This is a genomic window from Lentzea sp. NPDC004789 (genome assembly GCF_053601075.1).
On the sequence record NZ_JBSGBE010000003.1, the window covers coordinates 429,451 to 444,071 of the forward strand.

At 68.1% G+C, this 14,621-nt stretch carries 16 protein-coding genes and 1 pseudogene; 12 read left to right on the top strand and 5 right to left on the bottom strand.

Annotation, left to right across the window (positions count from 1 at the left end; genetic code table 11):
* The first annotated feature begins 2 nt into the window (after window positions 1-2).
* Both ACWEIJ_RS09730 and ACWEIJ_RS09735 read left to right on the top strand, forming a co-directional pair.
* Window positions 3-188 carry a DUF397 domain-containing protein gene (locus tag ACWEIJ_RS09730; RefSeq protein WP_449836730.1) on the top strand — a complete coding sequence of 62 codons (186 nt, stop codon included), beginning with the start codon at window positions 3-5 and terminating at the stop codon, window positions 186-188.
* Between the two features lie 23 nt (window positions 189-211).
* Window positions 212-1,180 carry a glycerophosphodiester phosphodiesterase gene (locus tag ACWEIJ_RS09735; RefSeq protein WP_449836731.1) on the top strand — a complete coding sequence of 323 codons (969 nt, stop codon included), beginning with the start codon at window positions 212-214 and terminating at the stop codon, window positions 1,178-1,180.
* Here the strand turns inward: ACWEIJ_RS09735 and ACWEIJ_RS09740 are convergent.
* The gene (locus ACWEIJ_RS09740) at window positions 1,177-1,383 is read right to left on the bottom strand and encodes a hypothetical protein (RefSeq protein WP_449836732.1); all 207 of its coding nucleotides are present in this window, start codon (window positions 1,381-1,383) and stop codon (window positions 1,177-1,179) included. The two genes, ACWEIJ_RS09735 and ACWEIJ_RS09740, sit on opposite strands and share 4 nt — an antisense overlap.
* Window positions 1,380-1,622, bottom strand: a pseudogene (locus tag ACWEIJ_RS09745) (prealbumin-like fold domain-containing protein); the annotation flags it as partial. The gene ACWEIJ_RS09740 and the pseudogene ACWEIJ_RS09745, both read right to left, overlap by 4 nt.
* A gap of 236 nt (window positions 1,623-1,858) precedes the next feature.
* On the opposite strand from ACWEIJ_RS09745, the gene ACWEIJ_RS09750 reads away from it, so the two are divergent.
* Window positions 1,859-4,777, top strand: coding sequence for an NACHT domain-containing protein (locus ACWEIJ_RS09750; protein WP_449836733.1), 2,919 nt, complete (start codon window positions 1,859-1,861; stop codon window positions 4,775-4,777).
* Here ACWEIJ_RS09750 and ACWEIJ_RS09755 read toward each other — a convergent pair.
* The gene (locus tag ACWEIJ_RS09755) at window positions 4,737-5,921 is read right to left on the bottom strand and encodes a cytochrome P450 (RefSeq protein ID WP_449836734.1); all 1,185 of its coding nucleotides are present in this window, start codon (window positions 5,919-5,921) and stop codon (window positions 4,737-4,739) included. The genes ACWEIJ_RS09750 and ACWEIJ_RS09755 overlap by 41 nt on opposite strands.
* 89 nt (window positions 5,922-6,010) lie before the next feature.
* Here ACWEIJ_RS09755 and ACWEIJ_RS09760 point away from each other — a divergent pair, with 89 nt between their 5' ends.
* From ACWEIJ_RS09760 to ACWEIJ_RS09800, 9 genes are all read left to right on the top strand, one after another.
* A complete protein-coding gene (locus ACWEIJ_RS09760; RefSeq protein WP_449836735.1) occupies window positions 6,011-6,754 on the top strand; it encodes a glycerophosphodiester phosphodiesterase family protein in 744 nt (247 codons plus the stop codon).
* A gap of 28 nt (window positions 6,755-6,782) precedes the next feature.
* Window positions 6,783-7,718 (top strand): DUF5926 family protein, encoded by a 936-nt coding sequence (locus ACWEIJ_RS09765; RefSeq protein WP_449836736.1) that lies wholly within the window; start codon window positions 6,783-6,785, stop codon window positions 7,716-7,718.
* Between the two features lie 38 nt (window positions 7,719-7,756).
* The gene (locus tag ACWEIJ_RS09770) at window positions 7,757-8,092 is read left to right on the top strand and encodes a DUF952 domain-containing protein (protein ID WP_449836737.1); all 336 of its coding nucleotides are present in this window, start codon (window positions 7,757-7,759) and stop codon (window positions 8,090-8,092) included.
* Window positions 8,093-8,256: 164 nt separating this feature from the next.
* A complete protein-coding gene (locus ACWEIJ_RS09775; RefSeq protein ID WP_449836869.1) occupies window positions 8,257-8,703 on the top strand; it encodes a SigE family RNA polymerase sigma factor in 447 nt (148 codons plus the stop codon).
* Between the two features lie 3 nt (window positions 8,704-8,706).
* Window positions 8,707-9,507: a hypothetical protein gene (locus ACWEIJ_RS09780; RefSeq protein ID WP_449836738.1), complete on the top strand. Its 801-nt coding sequence runs from the start codon at window positions 8,707-8,709 to the stop codon at window positions 9,505-9,507.
* 198 nt (window positions 9,508-9,705) lie between these two features.
* Complete coding sequence (locus ACWEIJ_RS09785) at window positions 9,706-10,305, top strand: hypothetical protein (RefSeq protein ID WP_449836739.1); 600 nt, start codon at window positions 9,706-9,708, stop codon at window positions 10,303-10,305.
* A 149-nt stretch (window positions 10,306-10,454) separates the two neighbouring features.
* On the top strand, window positions 10,455-11,009 hold the full coding sequence (locus ACWEIJ_RS09790; protein WP_449836740.1) for a hypothetical protein: 555 nt from the start codon (window positions 10,455-10,457) through the stop codon (window positions 11,007-11,009).
* A 103-nt stretch (window positions 11,010-11,112) separates the two neighbouring features.
* Window positions 11,113-11,550 carry a YciI family protein gene (locus tag ACWEIJ_RS09795; RefSeq protein WP_449836741.1) on the top strand — a complete coding sequence of 146 codons (438 nt, stop codon included), beginning with the start codon at window positions 11,113-11,115 and terminating at the stop codon, window positions 11,548-11,550.
* A complete protein-coding gene (locus ACWEIJ_RS09800; RefSeq protein WP_449836742.1) occupies window positions 11,523-12,668 on the top strand; it encodes an RNA polymerase sigma factor in 1,146 nt (381 codons plus the stop codon). Before ACWEIJ_RS09795 ends, ACWEIJ_RS09800 begins: the two co-directional genes overlap by 28 nt.
* A gap of 49 nt (window positions 12,669-12,717) precedes the next feature.
* Here ACWEIJ_RS09800 and ACWEIJ_RS09805 read toward each other — a convergent pair whose 3' ends face one another.
* On the bottom strand, window positions 12,718-13,278 hold the full coding sequence (locus tag ACWEIJ_RS09805) for a ferritin (protein WP_449836743.1): 561 nt from the start codon (window positions 13,276-13,278) through the stop codon (window positions 12,718-12,720).
* A 100-nt stretch (window positions 13,279-13,378) separates the two neighbouring features.
* Window positions 13,379-14,566: an arginine deiminase gene (locus ACWEIJ_RS09810; protein ID WP_449836870.1), complete on the bottom strand. Its 1,188-nt coding sequence runs from the start codon at window positions 14,564-14,566 to the stop codon at window positions 13,379-13,381.
* Window positions 14,567-14,621 lie beyond the last annotated feature (55 nt).

Consider the following 14,621-nt stretch of genomic DNA (forward strand, 5'->3'; position numbering starts at 1 on the left):
CTGTGGACTTTTCTGGTGCCGAATGGCGCAAGAGCAGCCGAAGCGGTGCCGCGGGCAACGACAACTGCGTCGAGGTGGCGTTCGCAGGCCCGGCCGTAGGTGTGCGTGACTCGAAGAGCCCCGGCTCCGGCGTCCTCGTGTTCTCCGCTGTTCAGTGGGCGTTCTTCCTCAGGGGCTTCCAGGCCTGACCCATCGGTGCCAGGTTGGGTGGATGCGGACACTCATTGGGGCTCTGGTGATCGCAATGGTCACACCGGGCGCCGCTCAGGCCCACCACCGCGACTTCGACCTGCAGGCCCACCGCGGCGGCATCGGCCTCACCGTGGAGAGCACGCTCAAGGCGTTCGGCAAGGCGCTCGAGCTGGGCGTCACGACGCTGGAGCTCGACCTGCAGATCACCAGGGACGGCCGCGAGGTCATCACCCACGACCGCAAGACGAACCCGGCGAAGTGCCTCGACACCAAGCCGGCGTTTCCCGGTGACCCCGAGTTCCCCTACGCCGGCAAGTACGTGAAGGACCTGACGTTCGCGCAGGTCCGCACCCTCGACTGCGGCAGCACGAGGTGGTCGCAGTACCCGGACCAGGAGCTCTCGCCCGGCGCGAAGATGCCCACCCTGGCCGAGCTGTTCGACCTGGCGCGCAGGCACCGCGCGTGGGGGATCCGCTTCAACGTCGAGACCAAGGTCGAGGCCGCCGCGCCGGACGAGACCGCGCCGCGCGAGCAGTTCGTGCAGCGCGCGGTCCGCGAGATCAGGCGCAGCGGCTTCCTGCCCAACGTGACCATCCAGTCGTTCGACTGGGGCACGTTGATGCGGATGCGCGAGGTCGAGCCGCGGCTGCCGCTGGTGGCGTTGACCCAGCCGGAGTTCCTGCGGCCCGGTTCGCCGTGGACCGGTGGGCTGAACCTGGACGACTTCGGTGGCAGCGTGGCCAAGGCGGTGAAGAGCTTCGGCGCGAAGGCCCTGTCCCCGGTGCACACGATGACCACGGAGGAACTGGTCACCGAAGCCCACGAACAGGGCCTCGTCGTCATCCCGTGGACCGTGGACGACGAGCTGCGGATGAACGAGCTGATCGACGTCGGGATCGACGGTCTGATCACCGACTACCCGGACCGGTTGCGGAAGGTGCTCGGGGAGCGCGGGCTCAAGCTCCCCAAGCGGTATCCCAGGTGTTAGTTGATCGCGATTGGGTTGGCGGAGTGGTTGCCGGTCTGGAGACCACCGCGCTGTCCGGTCGTGATGCCGCACAACGGCGCTTCGCTCAACCCTACGGACGATTCCTGCGCCGCGGACAGCGAGTTGCCCGCGGCCTGGCCGTCGACCGTGACGCCGCTCGGGTAGCGCTTGCCGTTGGCCTCACGGCAGACCAGCACGATCACCTTAAAGGTTCTCGGTTCGTGAACGAGAGGTTCTTCGTCTCGCCTCGGGTCACGCTGAAGGTCAGCAGCAGCGTCGCGTCCTTCACGTAACCGGTCGGGGTGGTCGTCTCGTCGATCGTGTACGTGCCCGCGGGCAGGTTCGCGAACGGTAGCTGGCAGACGCCGGTGGCGTCCGTCGTGCACGTGCCGATCACGGTCGAGCCCTGGGAGAGCGTGAAGACCGCGCCCGGCACGGCTGCTCCGGCGTCGTCTTCTTCTGCACATTCACGGCCGCAGGGCGGCCTGGGGCGTCCGGGCGGGGGGTTGGTGCGCGATCAACGGTCGAGCGGAGCCGAACCATCAGGGTAAACATGCAGGTCAGCAACTGCTCCGCCGCTGACTCATTAGAGGCCCGATGTACTGGCCGAAGCGCTCGGGTCATCTGGTTACGCTCTGTTACCGTAACTTTTGGTCGTTCCGGCCCGAAGTTCCTGTCATGGCACAGGATCTGGGATCGGTGAGCGATCCGCTGAAGGTGCTGATCGACGCGCTCAAAACCCATTTGTCGCCAGGCACCACCACGATCGTCGCTGCTGCAGTCGTCGTGCTGATCCTGTTCAAGTACTTCGGTCTGGGCAAGCAGGTCGTCACACTGTACCGATGGCTTACCACCCGCACCGACAAGCGCAGAGCGGCCAGGCGGGCGCGGTTCGCCGACCACATCGAAAGCCAGATGCGCAGGCTCGGTGAGAAGGAGGAGTGGCGCGATCACCGCTACGCCGAGCTTGAGGCCGAGCTGGAGATCACCGGCCGCCAGCGGGTGCGGTTCCTACGCCGCACTCCCATGAACTCGCTGAAGCGGGTGCCGTCGCTGTCGAAGGCGCTGGAGGAGTGCGAAGACCGCATCGTGCTGCTCGAGGGGGAACCGGGTGCGGGCAAGAGCGTCGCGATGCGGCACCTCACGCAACGCATGGCGGGCAGGGCCATGCGCAAGCCGAGCGAACACAGCGTCATCCCGATCTACGTGAACCTCAAGACGTTCAAACCTCCGGGCCTGCCAACGGCAGACGACGTCCGCGCGTTCGTGATCGAGTCCATCAACGCGGTGCGCGACCGCGACGTGGAACGGTTCCTCGAGGAAGAGTTTGACCGCGGCATGCGCGAGGGCACGTGGCTCTTCCTCTTCGACTCCTTCGACGAGATCCCGGAGATCCTCAGCGCCACCTCGGCGAACCGTGCCATCGAGGCATACGCCGACGCCGTGCACACTTTCCTGCACGCCATGAACGCCTGCCGCGGTGTCGTGGCGAGCCGTGAGTTCCGCGGTCCCGGACGTGCGGCCTGGCCGACGTTCCGCGCTGTGCCGCTCTCCGGCAAGCGCAGGACGCAGCTGGTCCGCAACGCCGAACTTCCGCCAGAGATCGAGGACCGGCTGCTCGGTGAGCTTCCGAATGCCGAGTCCGGAGTGCTGCAGATGTCCGGCAATCCGCTGTTCCTGGGGCTCCTTTGCGAACACATGCGAGGCGGTCATCAGTTCCCCACCAATGTGCACGCCGTGCTGGAGACCTATGTCAGCCACCGTCTCGCACGTGACACGGAACTCGTGCGCAGCCTTTTCGGCGTCACCGGCAACGAGGTGCGCTCGGTGGCGGAAGAGTTTGCGTTCCTGATCGCGGATCGTCAGTCGCTCGGTCTCGAAGTGCGGATGGAGCAAGCGGTCTCGCTACTGGCCGAGACTCTCGGCTGGCCCGCCGAGCATCTGGAACGTGCGGTGAAGGCGTTGATCTACACCAAGATCGCACGCACTGACGACCGGAACGTGAACGTGACCTTCTCCCATCGTCGGTTGCAGGAGTACTTCGCCACCTGCGTGGTCATCAGAGAACCTGATCGCGTTCCTGTCCGGACGTTGCTCACGAGCGGCAGGTGGCGTGAGACCGCCGTGACGATTCTGCAGGCCCAGCGAGCGGATCAGGTTGTGCCGCTGCTCACCGACGCGCTGGCACTGCTGTGTGAGGCGTCGCCGGAGACTTCCGATCACGGGTTCCAATGGCCGCCTGGACTGTTGTACCTGCTGGGGTTGCTGGCGGAAGGCGGGTCACCGTCCCTGCTCGCGATGGTCCCGGAGATTCCGCGGCGGGTGGGTGTGTTGCTGCGGAAGGCATGGGAGAGCGGCCGTCACTTCGACCGGAAGTGGGCGTTGGAGGTCAGTTCGGTCGCGGACACCGACACCTGCCGGGAGCTGCTCGGTTTTGCGTTCGCCGCCGACAGCGAGTGGCTCCGCCAAGAGGCGTTCGCGCAGCTGCGGAGGGTGCCGGCGCTCGCAGGTGGGTTCGGCCACGAGATCCGCAAGACCCTGGTGGATCTCAGCATCGGCGGCCGGCTGAGGCGAGAGCGCATGTCCGTGCGCGCACAGTTGCGGCGCATGCCGAACCCCGCGCCTTACGAACGCGCGATGCGGCTCCTGATCTGGGGCCCTTACCTGTACGCTGTCATCGCGTGTCCAGCGGTCTTTGTGCTTGCCACGACCATGACTGCTCATTGGTGGGTCGGGTTTGTCGCGTTTCTGCTAGCCCTGCTGTACTACTTCAACTTCAGGCTGGCTACGGCCCGTGAGAGCGCTTCGTCTGCGCGGTTTCGGGCACTTGTCCCGTGGCTGAAGCCCAGTGAGGCCAGCATGCTGCTGTTGCTACCTATTACGTTGGCCGCGATTCCTCTTATCGGCTGGTTTTACACCGCGTGGAACGCGGACAGGCGCGCCTTTGTAGTGGCCGCACTTGTCACCGCCGTTCTGCTGTTGGCGCCGAGCCTGATCTTGACGTCGGCGGAAGGTGTGACCCAGAAGGGAATGAGAGATGACCTGAAGGAGATCAAGAAGCTCTGGATGGAACTGCCCAAGCGACGCCTTCTCTTCATGGCTATCGGTCTGGGCGTGGTGCTGAGCGCAGACCTGTTCGATAACCGGGTGCTGGTCGGGGGTGTGATCGTGGTGTACCTGTTGATCTTCGGGTTGATCGAGGCCATCGCGTTCGTCGGAACGACCGGAAGGCGCATCGGTCAGTGGCGACGGTTGCGCGCCTTTCGCAAGATGCTCTTGGTGGAGATTCCGTCGACGCTAGTGCTGCGCAACCACCTGTTCCGCGTCCGCGACGCCAACGTGGCCTGTCAGTTCTTCATCGCGATGTACCAAAAAGACATCGTGTGGCCAGCTGATGTGCTCGCGTTCCTGGACCGGGTGGCAATCGCGCTCGAGACGCGTGACTACCGCAGTGCGGATCTGCCACCGAGGGCGAAACGGCGAGCATGGGTGCGCAGCCCCGAAGTGCTCGACCAGCTGAGCATCTTCCTCGGCGCTCAGCGCAGGAAGACTGAGGCTACTTCGCGCCGAGCGGCAGGGAGTGCAGGCCGCGGATGACGAACTCCGCGCGCCGGTCCGGTTCCTCCGCCAGCACCGCGCCGGGCAGCTTGCGGTGCAACGACGACAGCGCCGCCTCCACCTCGATCCGGGCCAGCGGTGCGCCCAGGCAGTAGTGGATGCCCATGCCGAACCCGAGGTGCTGGTTCTTCTCGCGGCCGACGTCGAGCGTGTCGGGGTTTTCGAACACCAACGGGTCGCGGGCGGCGGCACCGAGCAGTGCGGCGATCTTCTCTCCCGGCTCGATGACGTGGCCCGCGATCTCGACGCGTTCGGTGGCGGTGCGTTCGAAGAGCTGCAACGGCGAGTCGTAGCGGATGAGCTCCTCGACCGCCGTGGGCATGATCTCCGGCGAGAGGCGCTCCCACTGCGAGCGGTGCCGCATGAGTGCGTAGACGCCGTTGCCGATGACGTTGACCGTGGCCTCGTGGCCCGCCATCAGCAGCAGCACGGCGGTGGCGACGAGCTCGTCCTCGGTGAGCCGCGCGCCGTCCGTGTCGGTGACGGCGACCAGGTCGGACACGAGGTCGGAGCCGGGGTTCGTGCGGCGCAGCGCGATCAGCTCGCGCAGGTAGGCGACGAACTCCGCGGCGGCGCGTTCGGCGGCCTGCTGCTGTTCGGCGGACAGGCCGTACTCGTACATCTTCACGATGGCGTTCGACCACGGTTGCAGCAGGTAGCGGTCCTGGCCGGGCACGCCGAGCAGCTCGGCGATCACCTCGACCGGCAGCGGCGCGGCGACGTGCGCGAGCAGGTCGGCCTGGCCCTGGTCGTCGATCTTGGCGACCAGTTCGTCCACCAGCCGGTCGGCGAGCTCCGCGACCCACGGGCGGAGGCGTTCGACGTGCCCGCGGCCGAACGCGGCGGCGACCAGGCGGCGCAGCCGGGTGTGCGTGGGCGGCTCGTTCTCCAGCAGCGAGTTGCGGTGCAGCAGGTTGAACGCCATGAACTGCTCGACCGGCTTCACGTCCGACCAGATCCGCCCGAGCGAGCGGTGCCGCAGGACGGCGGAACAGGCCGCGTGCGACACGGCGACGGCGACGCCCATCTGCTCGTGGTGATGCACCTCACCGGCTTCGCGCAGGGCGGCGAAGACCGGGTACGGGTCGGCGATGAACGCGGGATCGCGCTGGTCGAACGTCACAAGGCGGGACGGTAAGTCGCGATTCGCGTTTCGTCCACGTCCATTTGATTGATGACTCAAATTGTTGCGCAGGAACTATCGTTCGGCTTGTGCAGCAGCTGCCATCGATCGTCGCGCACCGCGGCGCGTCCACGGACCGTCCCGAGCACACCATCGGCGCCTACGAGCTGGCCCTGAAGGAGGGTGCGGACGGGCTGGAGTGCGACATCCGGCTGTCGAAGGACGGCGAGATCGTGTGTGTGCACGACCGCACGCTCACCCGCACGTCCAACGGCCGTGGCACGGTCAGCGCTCTCACGCTGAGCGAGCTCCAGCAGTACGACTACGGCAGCTGGCACCGCCATGGCCGGCCGGCCGAACTGCTGGTGCTCGACCAGCTGCTGGAGCTGGTCAAGGGCACGAACGTGCAGCTCTTCATCGAGACCAAGCACCCGGTCCGGTACCGCAACGAGGTCGAGCGCAAGCTCGTCGAGGCGCTGAAGAAGCACGGGCTGGACAGCCAGATCGTGATGATGTCGTTCTCGCCGACCGCGGTGAAGGCGTTCCGCGAGCAGGCGCCGGACATCCGCACGGTGCTGCTGCTCGACCGCCTCGGCCGCTACCGCAGCGGCGCGCTGCCGTCGTTCGCCGACTACACCGGACCCGGCGTGCACGTGCTGCGCAACGACCCCGGATACGTCGATCGGGCGCGCCGGGCGGGCCACGAGACGTACGTGTGGACCGTGGACAGCGCGGAGGACGTCGCGCTGTGCCGTGACCTGGGGGTCCGCTACCTGGCGACGAACGCCCCGGCGAACAGCCGCCGCCTGCTGACGGCTAACTTGGCGACCTGACAAGCCTGGAACACGAGGAGGGCCAAAGGTGGCCAAGCGGACCGCGGTCAAGGACGCCCCGAAGGACGGGATCAACCCGAAGCAGCCCTGCCCGTGCGGGTCCGGCAAGCGCTACAAGGCCTGCCACGGCGCTCCGGGTGGCGCGACCGACGTGATCGTGTCCCGGCCGTTCGAGGGGCTGGCCGCCGAGTGCGAGCTGATCGCGCTGCGCGAGTTCGTCCCGTCGGCGGTCGCGAAGCTGCCGGTCAAGGACGGCCGCGAGGTCACGCTGGCCACGGTGCTGCCGATGGCCGCCGCCGGGCTGATCCGCGGCGACGACGTGCCGTTCGTGGGCCTGCAGGTGCAGACGCGGTCCGGCGACATCAGCCGCGATCTGGCCCGTGCGCTGCAGTGGGCGCAGCAGGCGAAGACCGGTGACGTGCTCCCGGTCGTCGGCCCCGACAACGGCGAGAACCCCGGCCGTCTGCAGGACCTGCTCGACGTCGACGCCGAGATCGTGCCCGAGCTGCACACCGACTTCCTCTGGTGGATGCCGGAGGGCACCGAGCCGACCGGTGACGTGGCGTTGTCGCTGGAGCGCGCGAACGCCGCGATCCTGCCGACCGAACGCCTCGACGCCCCTGGCGTGAAGGCCGCCTACTGGGTCGACGCGGGCGACAAGGCGCACCTGCGCTGGGTCCGCCCGGAGCCGGAGGAGAAGCTGCTGCCCGCGATGGCCCGGCTGGCCGCCCGCGGCGAGCTGGACCTGGGTGAGGGCTCCCGCTACGCCGGTTCGTTCCGCGCGCACGGCCTGCTCGTGCCGGTCTGGGACCTCGACCGCGAGATGCACGCCCGCGAGTGGGCCGAGCCGGCCGAGGCGCTGGGCAAGCGCCTGCTGGAGGCGCTGGCGTCCGACGAGCCGCTGACCGACGCCGAACGCCGGGCCCGTGACGGCCTGCGCGGCCGTCAGATCACGCTCCGGTGACGTTGTCCACAGGGTTGTCCACAAGGAGCTGTGGATAAGTGTTGTTGCACATCATCTCGAAGGCCGACTGGGCCGCTGCCCAGTCGGCCGGCTCGATCGCGCCCGCGGACGAGGGGTTCGTGCACTGCTCCGACCGTGGCGTCGTGCACGTGACGGCGGGCAAGTTCTTCCGCGGGCAGAGCGGGCTGTTGCTGCTCGAAATCGAGCCGAAGCTGCTCGGCGTGCCGGTGCGGTGGGAGGCGGTGGCGGACTCGCCGCTGTGGTTCCCGCACGTCTACGGCCCGATTCCGGCCGACGCCGTTGTCCGGGTGCACGAGTTCCCGTGTGCGTCCGACGGTTCGTTCGTTCTGCCCGAGGCCGTTGCGATTCTGTGATTGAGTAAGGCAACCGTTCCGCCCACTCGGGCGTGAACTCCCCGAAGCCAGTTGTTGCTTCGGGGAGGGAGCGTGCCGTGGCGGCGGTGCTGCAGCTGGAGTTGGCCGCCGAACGCGGCGGGGGAAGAGCGGAAGCCGTGGGGGACTTCGCGGAGTTCGTGCGCATGTCGATGCCCGGACTTCTGCGTTACGGGCATGCCCTGACCGGAAACCCGCACGACGCCGCCGACCTCGTGCAGTCGGTGCTGGAGAAGGTCGGATCGCGCTGGATGACGGTGCAGCGCAAGGGGGACGACCCGCTCGCCTACGTCCGCAGGGCCATGGCCAACACGCACATCAGCATCTGGCGCCGTCGTCGCCGCGAGAACCTCGTGGCCGACCTCCCCGACAGCGGAGTCCTGGCTCCCGAGCTGAGCAGGCTCGACAACGAACCGCTCTGGCAAGCACTGCGTGACCTGCCGCCGCGGCAGCGCGCGGTGATCGTGCTGCGCTACTACGAGAACCTCTCCGAAGCCGAGATCGCGAACGCGCTCGGCATCTCGTGCGGCACGGTCAAGAGCCAGAGCAGCAAGGCGATGGCGAGTCTGCGGACACGCCTGGGAAAGGACTGACCGGTGGACGACGACCTCGACGCCGAGCTGCGCAGGCTCTTCAGCGACGATCGGCTGGACGTTCACGCGACTCCGGACGCGACCGACGCGGTGGTTCGCGGTGCCAACCGCCGACGCCGCCGCCGCACTGCGGTGACCACGGCGTTCGCCCTCGTGACGCTCGTCGGTGCCGGGATCGGGCTGACCCAGCTGCGTGCGCACGAGGACAACACGGCCGGAGAACTGCTGCCGACGTCCAGCTCCAGCTCCTCCGCACCACCACCGCCGTCGGTCAGCACGGTCACCCTGACCACCACCGTGACCGTCGACGCACCGCCCCCTGGTTCCACTGGCAGCGTTCCCGGCAACGGCGGGACGTCCACGCCCGGCTCGGTCAAACCCACCACGACCACCCCGCCGCCCGCGCCACCCGCGGAAGCGGGCAAGGTCGGCAAGCTGGCGCTGGCGATGGCCGAGGCCGACGCGCTGAAGACCGGCTCTCTGGTGGAACCGGGCACGCCCGCCAACGGGTGCACCACCTACGCCACCACGACGGTGGCCGACAGCGACGCGGTGATCATCTCGCCGGCCAGGGGAATCGTCCGGCTGACGTTGCCGAGCTACGTCAAGACGCAGCGGAACATCAGCGTGGGATCGAAGGTGGCCGACGTGAAGACCGCCTATCCGACCGCCACGCAGAACGGTTCCACACTGCTGGTGGAAATGGCGGCGACGCCCCAGTGGACGTACGTCTTCGAAACGGACGGAGCTGCGGTGACGTCCATCCGAATGCGTTTGGCCGCCAACGACTGTCCGTCCGCCTGACCATTTGATCTTGCTGGGATCCCGCCGCTCTTGGGGGTGCGGCGGGATCCCGGCATCCATTCTGAGCTGTTCACCGCCGTGACTTCTTCGTGACGATCGGCTTCGCAACCCCAGTGCGCAGATGACGTCTTATGGGTGTCCGAAACGGAAATGAGAACTCATCCTTTCGGGCCTGTGGAAAACAATCTGGGGGTTACCGTGAACAGCTCTGTCAAGATCGCATTCGTCGCCGCTTTCGCCGCCGTCGGAATTGCCGCGTGCACGGCTGCGCCCGCCGTGCGGAACAACGCCGCGCCGCAGACGTCCTCCTCCACTCCGACCTCGGAGACGTCGACGCCACCACCCTCCGTGGTGACCGAGGTGGTGACCGCCACGGTCACCAACCCGCCCAGGCCGGAGGCGGTGACGAAGACCGACGACCGCGTCGGCTACGGCCCGATCAAGCTGGGCATGACCCTCGACGAGGCGAGGACCGCCGGGCTCACCGACCTGACCTGGGAGAGCGACGGCGACGGCCTCTGCGTGGGCGACGACAAGATCGCGGTCTCGAAGAAGTACGGCGTCGTCCGCATCTCGCTGCCGCGGGACGCCAAGACGGCCAAGGGCATCGGCATCGGCTCGACGTTCGGCGACGTGAAGCGCGCCTACCCGCAGGCCGCCGAGTACCGCGGCGGCTGGTCCGCGGTCGTCGGCAGCGCCATCTACTCCTTCGTCGGCACTCCCGGCAGCGACGCGAACAAGGTCGAATTCATGAAGCTCGGGTCGACCCCTGCCGACTGCGCGATGTTCCTCCTCTGAGCTGCCGTACCCGCCCCGCTGGGAGGTGGGGCGGGTACGGCGTCGTCCTGCAGGTGGCGTGCAGGCGGTTTGGAGATTCCTTGAAGGCGGGCCGGGCAGAGTCCTGATCGTCAGAAGTCCACGAACCGAAATCCTCAGAAAGCTGCGAAATGAACCGTTCAGTCCTGCTCGTCTCCGCTCTCGCGGCTTTCGCCCTGACCGCCTGCACCGCCACGCCGGCCCCGGACCCCACGTCCACGCCGACGCCCGACCCCACCACGTCGCTGGTCACCGAGATCATCACCCACACCGTGACCAACCCGCCCAAGCCCGACGACCGGCTCGGCTACGGCGCCCTCAAGCTGGGCATGACGCTGGACGAGGCCAAGGCCACCGGCCTGGCGGGCACGGACTTCCACGAGGACCGCGGCTGCCGCTTCAACGACACCATCACGGTCACCGACAAGGGCGGTGTCGAGCGGATCGTGCTGCCGAAGGACGCCAAGACCTCGGCCGGCATCGGCGTCGGCGCCACGCTCGCGGACGTCAAGAAGGCCTACCCGAGCGCCACCGAGGACGGTCTCGGCTACTTCGCCGACATCTCCGGCGACGCGCGGTTCCTGTTCGAGACCGGCGACACCCTCGTGCCGCGCAAGCTCACCGACCAGGTCACCAAGATCAAGCTGTTCAAGCGCAAGCTCGAGTGCATGGCAGCCGTTTTCTAGAACGAAAGTTTCTGAGAGCGGTGTCGAGAAGCGGCGAACGGCTCCGTCCCCGTGGTGCAAGCGGCCAAGATGGGTCGCAACAGGACTGAGGGAGACACCCGAGATGGCCAAGTACCTGCTGCTCAAGCACTACCGCGGCGCACCGGCGGCGGTCAACGACGTGCCGATGGACCAGTGGACGCAGGACGAGATCACCGCGCACGTCCAGTACATGCGGGACTTCGCCGCCAAGCTGGAGGACAGCGGTGAGTTCGTCGACGGCCAGGCGCTCGCGATGGAGGGCACGTGGGTCCGGTACGACGGTGAGGGCAAGCCGCCGGTCACCGACGGGCCGTTCGCGGAGACGAAGGACCTCATCGCCGGGTGGATGATCGTCGACGTCGACAGCTACGAGCGGGCGATCGAGCTGGCCGGTGAGCTGTCGGCGGCACCGGGCAAGGACGGCAAGCCGATCCACGAGTGGCTTGAGGTCCGCCCGTTCTACGGCACCCCGCCGACCATCCCGGAGGTGACATGGACTGGGCACTGCTCAGGAGCCTGACGCCGGGCGTGATCGGGATCCTCGTCCGCCGCGGAGCAGGCTTCGCGGCGGCCGAGGACGCCGTCCAGGACGCGCTCGTCGAGGCGGTCCGGGTGTGGCCGGACGATCCGCCGCGGGATCCGAAGGGCTGGCTGGTCACCGCGGCCTGGCGCAAGTTCCTCGACGCGACCCGAGCCGAGACGGCCCGCAGGCGCCGCGAGGAGCACACCGAACCGGAACCGGGACCCGTGCCCGACACCGACGACACGTTGCAGCTCTACTTCCTGTGCGCGCACCCGTCGTTGACGCCGTCATCGGCGGTGGCTCTCACCCTCCGCGCGGTCGGTGGCCTGACCACCCGGCAGATCGCGGAGGCCTACCTCGTGCCGGAAGCGACGATGGCCCAGCGGATCAGCCGCGCCAAGAAGACGGTGGGCGACGTGCGGTTCGACCAGCCCGGCGACGTCGCGACCGTGCTGCGCGTGCTCTACCTCGTCTTCAACGAGGGCTACTCCGGCGACGTCGACCTCGCGGCGGAGGCCATCCGGCTCACCCGGCAGCTCGCCGCGGTGATCGACCACCCCGAGGTGGCCGGTCTGCTCGCCCTCATGCTGCTGCACCACGCCCGGCGCGCCGGGCGGACCGCGGACGACGGCAGCCTCGTCGCGCTCGCCGACCAGGACCGCGCGAAGTGGGACACCCGGCTGATCGCCGAGGGCGTCGAGATCCTGCAGAACGCGCTGGCGAAGGACCAGCTCGGCGAGTTCCAGGCGCAGGCGGCCATCGCGGCGCTGCACGCGGACGCGCAGACGCCCGAGGAGACCGACTGGGTGCAGATCGTCGAGTGGTACGACGAGCTCGCGAAGCTGACCGGCAGCCCGATCGTGCGGCTCAACCGCGCGGTGGCCGTCGCGGAGGCGGACGGGCCGCGGGCCGGCCTGAAGGCACTGGCCGAACTCGACGACTCGTTGCCCCGCCACACCGCCGTGGCCGCATATCTCCACGAATGCGACGGTGACGAACAAACGGCCGCGCGGCTCTACGTCGAGGCGGCCGGGAAAGCGGCGAACCTCGCCGAGCGCGAATACCTCACGCGTCAGGCCGCGCGGCTCAACCGAAAAAGCCCGCCTCACCGGTGAGGGTGAGGCGGGCTCGAAAATCAGGCACTCGAGCGTGCGGTGGAAAAACTCAGAGGGCGCCACCCGCGGCGGTCGGAGCGCTGGAGTCGCCACCGGTGTCGCCCACGGTTTCGCGAGTGAGGAACGTCTCCACGTAGAACATGTTGCCGTCCGCGCGGTCCATGATCGTCAGGAGCGTCTTCATCGAGGAGACCTCCTCGACCTGCTCCTTGAGGAACCACTGCATGAACTGCTCGCCGATGTAGTCGCCCTCCTCGCGGGCGGCCTTGGCGAGCGCCACGATCTGGTCGGTGACCTGCTGCTCCTGGCGCAGGGCGAGGTCGACGAGGTCGCGCGGCGCCTTGAAGTCGTTGATCGGCGTGTCGGTGCCGGGAATGGCGACCGGGATGTCGTTGTCCATCAGGAACTGGACGATCATCATCGCGTGGTTGCGCTCTTCGAGAGCCTGCTTGTAGAAGTGCGCGGCGAGACGCGGGAGGTCCTCGTTGTCGAACCACACGGCGAGCGCGATGTACTGCTGCGAAGCAGAGAACTCGTTGCCGACCTGGGACTGCAGGAGCTCGTGGAACTTCGACTTCTTCGGGGCAATCTTCTTCACGTTCGAGGCCATGCGGAGTACGTTAACCCAAAGCGGGCATACCCGCATTCCAGGAAAAGCTAACCTTTGTTTGGAAAGGTGATCCAAACAAAGGTTAGGCGTTCCTAACGGTTCAGACCAATGGTGCGCGGTCGATCGGGCACGACATGCACCGCGGCCCGCCGCGGCCGGAGCCCAGTTCCGAACCGGCGATCCGCAGCACCTCGATGCCGGCCGCCTCCAGGCGTTCGTTCGTCTCGACGTTGCGCTCGTACGCCACGACCAGACCTGGGCCGACCGCCAGCGTGTTGTTGCCGTCGTCCCACTGCTCGCGCTCGGCGGTGACCGGGTCGAGGCCCGTGTCGATCACGCGCAGCCGCTCGATGCCCATCGCCTCGGCCGCCGCCTCCAGGAACGGCACCGGGCCGTCGACGCGCACGCCGCCGTCGCCGTCCAGGCGCATCGGGTACGCGGACAGGCTGTCGCTGATCGCCGGGTACATCACCACGGCGTCGCGGTCGACCATGGTGCAGACGGTGTCGAGGTGCATCGTGGCGCGTTCCTGCGCGATCGGTACCGCCAGCACCGTGTGCGCGAGGCCGTCCGCGAGCGCGGAGCGGGCGAACGACTCCGCGCCCGCGGGGGTCGTGCGCTCGCCGACGCCGATGGCGATCACGCCCGGCGCGAGCAGCAGCACGTCGCCGCCCTCCAGCGGGGCCGAGTGGGCGCCGTACGCGCGCCCGGTGCGGCGGAACCGCGGGTGGTAGGCGTAGATCAGGTCGGTGAGCGTCGTCTCGCGGTCGCGAGCGGGCAGGGCGAGCGACGTGATGGCCACGCGGTCGCCGACCCACACCGAGGAGTCGCGGGTGAAGAGCAGGTTCGGCAGCGGGTCGACGGCGAAGTCGATCGGCAGGTGCATCTTGCGCACCAGCGACGCGCCCTCGGCGGCGGGCAGTTCCTCGAACGTCATGCCGGTCATCAGCGCCTGCGCGAGCTGAGGGGCCGGCAGTGACGTGAGATGGCTGCGCAGCGCGTCGGCCAGGTCGATGCCGAGGCGGCGTTCGTTGACCGCGCTGTGGATGCCGGCGATGCGCGCGCGGTTGTCCTCCAACGCCTGCGTCAGCACGTCCGCGAGCAGCAGGACCTCGACGCCGCGGGCGGTCAGCGTCGCGGCGAACGCGTCGTGCTCCTCCTGCGCGCGGCCGACCCACGGCACGCCGTCGAACAGCAGCTGGTCGTTGTTGCGCGGCGTGAGCCTCTTGAGCTCGTTGCCCGGCCGGTGCAGCAGCACCGTGCGCAAGGGGCCGACTTCGCTGTCCACGCGGGGCGAAGCGTCGGGGAGTGCTTCCGTCTCGGCGATCGTGTGCGCAGTCACC

What these genes read in the sequence shown, in the direction of transcription:
- ACWEIJ_RS09735 (WP_449836731.1), top strand. Translation starts at nt 212, where the DNA reads ATGCGGACACTCATTGGGGCTCTGGTGATCGCAATGGTCACACCGGGC.
- ACWEIJ_RS09750 (WP_449836733.1), top strand. Translation starts at nt 1,859, where the DNA reads ATGGCACAGGATCTGGGATCGGTGAGCGATCCGCTGAAGGTGCTGATC.
- ACWEIJ_RS09775 (WP_449836869.1), top strand. Translation starts at nt 8,257, where the DNA reads ATGTCGATGCCCGGACTTCTGCGTTACGGGCATGCCCTGACCGGAAAC.
- ACWEIJ_RS09790 (WP_449836740.1), top strand. Translation starts at nt 10,455, where the DNA reads ATGAACCGTTCAGTCCTGCTCGTCTCCGCTCTCGCGGCTTTCGCCCTG.
- ACWEIJ_RS09795 (WP_449836741.1), top strand. Translation starts at nt 11,113, where the DNA reads ATGGCCAAGTACCTGCTGCTCAAGCACTACCGCGGCGCACCGGCGGCG.
- ACWEIJ_RS09800 (WP_449836742.1), top strand. Translation starts at nt 11,523, where the DNA reads ATGGACTGGGCACTGCTCAGGAGCCTGACGCCGGGCGTGATCGGGATC.
- ACWEIJ_RS09805 (WP_449836743.1), bottom strand. Translation starts at nt 13,278, where the DNA reads ATGGCCTCGAACGTGAAGAAGATTGCCCCGAAGAAGTCGAAGTTCCAC.